Genomic DNA, 2,961 nt, shown 5'->3' with positions numbered 1-2,961 from the left:
TAGTAGCACGGTGCAAGCCGCCTGATCTCGGCGGCGACGCGCTTCATGTCCTCCCAGCGGCCGACATGCTCGATCAACGAATTGGAGTGGACGAAGTCGAAGCTGAGATCGTCGAATTGCGCGACGTCGCGGGCATCCCCCTGGACGAAGCGAAATCGCCGGTCGGCGGGATCTTCTCGCGCTTCGATGTTCAGGATGCAGATCTCGACGCCCGAGGTCGGGATATCGTACTGCCAGTATTCCGCATCTCCTCCGAGATCGAGAATCCGGCATGATCCCCGCTCCCTGATCAACCCCTCGATGATGGGCAGGACATGGGTCTTGAACCGCTCCTCCCGGAAGTGCGAGCGACGGAACGATCGCGGTATCATGTTCATGGGGTTCGGACCTCGCGATGTCGGTTCTCGGCGCCGAATTCTACCCGCGTCCGCGTGTTCGGGCCGCGTCTCCAAGGACTAGATGCTTCAAGCGTCCGGACTACGCCGTCAGGGGTAGGTTCGCGAGGCCCGAGGTTATTTCGGGCGAACGAGCTGGCCGTTCGCCTCCTGGCCGAGATTGCGGAATCTCTCATAGGAGATCGCGCCGTGCCCCCAGATGAAGGCGGGCGATGCAGCCGCCAGGCGCAGCACATAGGTGTTCCGGTCGAAACGGTTGCCGCCGGTTTCGATGATCCCGAAATTCGGATTCAATCTTGCGACGTCGCTGGCGCCGCCGGAGATACCAGCCCGCCCGTTGTAGATGACTTCGTTGTCATGGACGCTGTTGCCGGCGGTCCTGTAGAACGTCTTTCCGGCGCCCGCCGCGCGAGCAGGCCGATCGATCCGCTCGCGGCCCTGATCGACCAGCACGATGCCGGCGCTGCCTTCCGCCACGGTGACGGTGTTGCCGTAGACCTCGACGCCTTGTGAGGCGGCGATCTGGATGCCGGCTCCCCAGATCCAGGCGCTGCCCTGCTGGCCGCCCAGTCCCGTGCCGTTGAGGCCGACGATATTGTTGCGGATGATCGCGTCGAARCTGATCTCGTAGAATATGCCGGCATCGGCGTTGCGCTCGACCCGGTTGTCCTCGATCAGGATGTTACGACAGTCGACATCGCACCAAAGGCCCGAGCCGAAATTGTCGTAGACATGGTTGCGGCGCAGCGTCAGGCGCTCCACCGCCCCCGCCTTGACGCCGCCGGCTTCCCAGGCGGCGTCGAAACCGAAGATGTTGTTCTCGTAGATCTCGTTGTCCTCGATCACGACATCGACGCCGTTGGGCGAGATTCCGAGCTGACCGTTATGGTGGACCTTGTTGCCGCGAACGACGCTCCTGTCGCCCGTCGCGATTCCCGATCCGCTGTTGAAGCGAGCCTCGTTGCCTTCGATCAGCCAGTCGGTTGCCCGCCGATCCTCGTCGCCGTAGATCGCGCCCYGCTGAGCCGGCGTCGCATATTTCTCCACGATCAGCCCTTTGACGGTGACGTTGCGCGCCCCGTCATTGCGGAAAGCGTAGGGCTGGAGCGTGCGTTCGAGCCTGCGGCCGCGGGGATCGTCGGCGAGATAGAAGCGGCTCATCAAAGCATCCTGGAACACTGCGCCGGGTCGCAGATCGGCGAGAGCGGAGACGGGCTCCAGCGGCTGATCATCGAGAAAGAAGCGCTCCGCATCGTTGCAGCGCGGGCGAGACTTCAGGCAGGTGCCGAACGGGCGGATGTCCAGTTTCACCGCTGATCCCATCCAGAAGCGCCCTTCCTGCCGCATATCGGTGATCAGCTCGGCCCCGCTCAGGGTCGCGCCGGGCTCGCCGATGAAGGTCTGTCCATCCTTCGGGGCGATGAGCTGTGCCCGGTGTATCCCTGCGCCGATGCAGAATGTCGCTCCCGTCGGCGCCTTGGTGACGAGCGCCTGAATGGACGAGCCGACCGGAACCGGGATCGCCGCAGCTGGACATGCTGTGCTTTCGGCGGCTTCGGACGGGCGGCCGCCGCTCAGGCAAGCCGCCGCAAGCAGCATGGCAGCGCCTGCGATGCGCGCGCCGTTGCGAAGCGCCGGACGGGGAGAGGCGGGGGCGTCTATCACATGCATGCCCCGATAGATCATCAGCGAGCCGAGGCCGATGCCGAAGATGATCCAGAAGGGAATGCCGAGCATCGGCCCTTCGAGGGCGACGTCGAAGGAGGCATCGATGACGATCGCGGCCAGATAGCAGACGAGGAAGATGAAGTAGCGCGACCAGTCCCGGTCTCCGCGCAGCCAGGCGGCGCGCGCGATGCGCAGCAGCGCCACGATCCAGCTGGTGAAGGTCAGCACCCAAAGCGCCAGCCCCGGCACCCCGCCTCTGGCGAGATAGGTCATGTGGACGCTGTGGGGGCTGCGCAGTGTCGGGCCGCCACGCTCGAGGCCGACGACGAAGCCGTCCGCTTCCGCCAGATTCACGCCGAAGCCCTTGCCCGTCCAGAAATAGGACCCGTGGAGGGTATAGTTGCGGATGGCTTCCCACCAGCGCAGCCGCCATTGCTTGGTGCCGTCGAGATTGTTGGCGTCGCTTGGCATTGCGATGCTGGCGACGTTGTCGATCACCGCGCGGGCGCTGATCGGCCTTTCGCCCCTGGGCAGATCGATCTCGAGATCGGCCGCATACGCCGCGCACATGACGACGGCGATGAGACCGCCGATCGTGGCGAAGCGGCGCAACTGTCCCGTGAACACCATCGCGAAGACCAGTGGAATCATCAGGGCAAGCATTCCGCCGCGGCTTTGGCTGGCGATGAGCAGAGCCGCCGCGATGGAGACCACGAGCCAGGCACGCCTGACTTTGCAGAGCCCCAGGAGGACGAGCACGAGTGCGCCGCAGAGATGGGCGGCCAGCTCTCCCGACCGGACGGAGATGATTTCGACATCCTGCCCGGGAAGCTTTGGAATCGAGGTGCCGGCGAACCGCGCGACCAGATAGGCCACGATGGCGATTGGGATGATGATG

At 64.6% G+C, this 2,961-nt stretch carries 2 protein-coding genes; both read right to left on the bottom strand.

Translation table 11 applies throughout. The annotated features are described in order from the left end of the window. Positions 1 to 377, bottom strand: a 377-nt coding sequence (locus AC1DVA_RS27315) for a class I SAM-dependent methyltransferase (RefSeq protein WP_476807975.1), incomplete at its 3' end; no start/stop codon positions are given. A 135-nt stretch (positions 378 to 512) separates the two neighbouring features. Beyond that, positions 513 to 2,961, bottom strand: a 2,449-nt coding sequence (locus AC1DVA_RS27310) for a right-handed parallel beta-helix repeat-containing protein (RefSeq protein ID WP_476807974.1), incomplete at its 5' end; no start/stop codon positions are given.

The organism is Allobosea sp. P4_C6, from assembly GCF_056402015.1.
The sequence above is the reverse complement of the archived record's forward strand: the minus strand, read 5'-3'. Positions and strand labels throughout refer to the sequence as shown.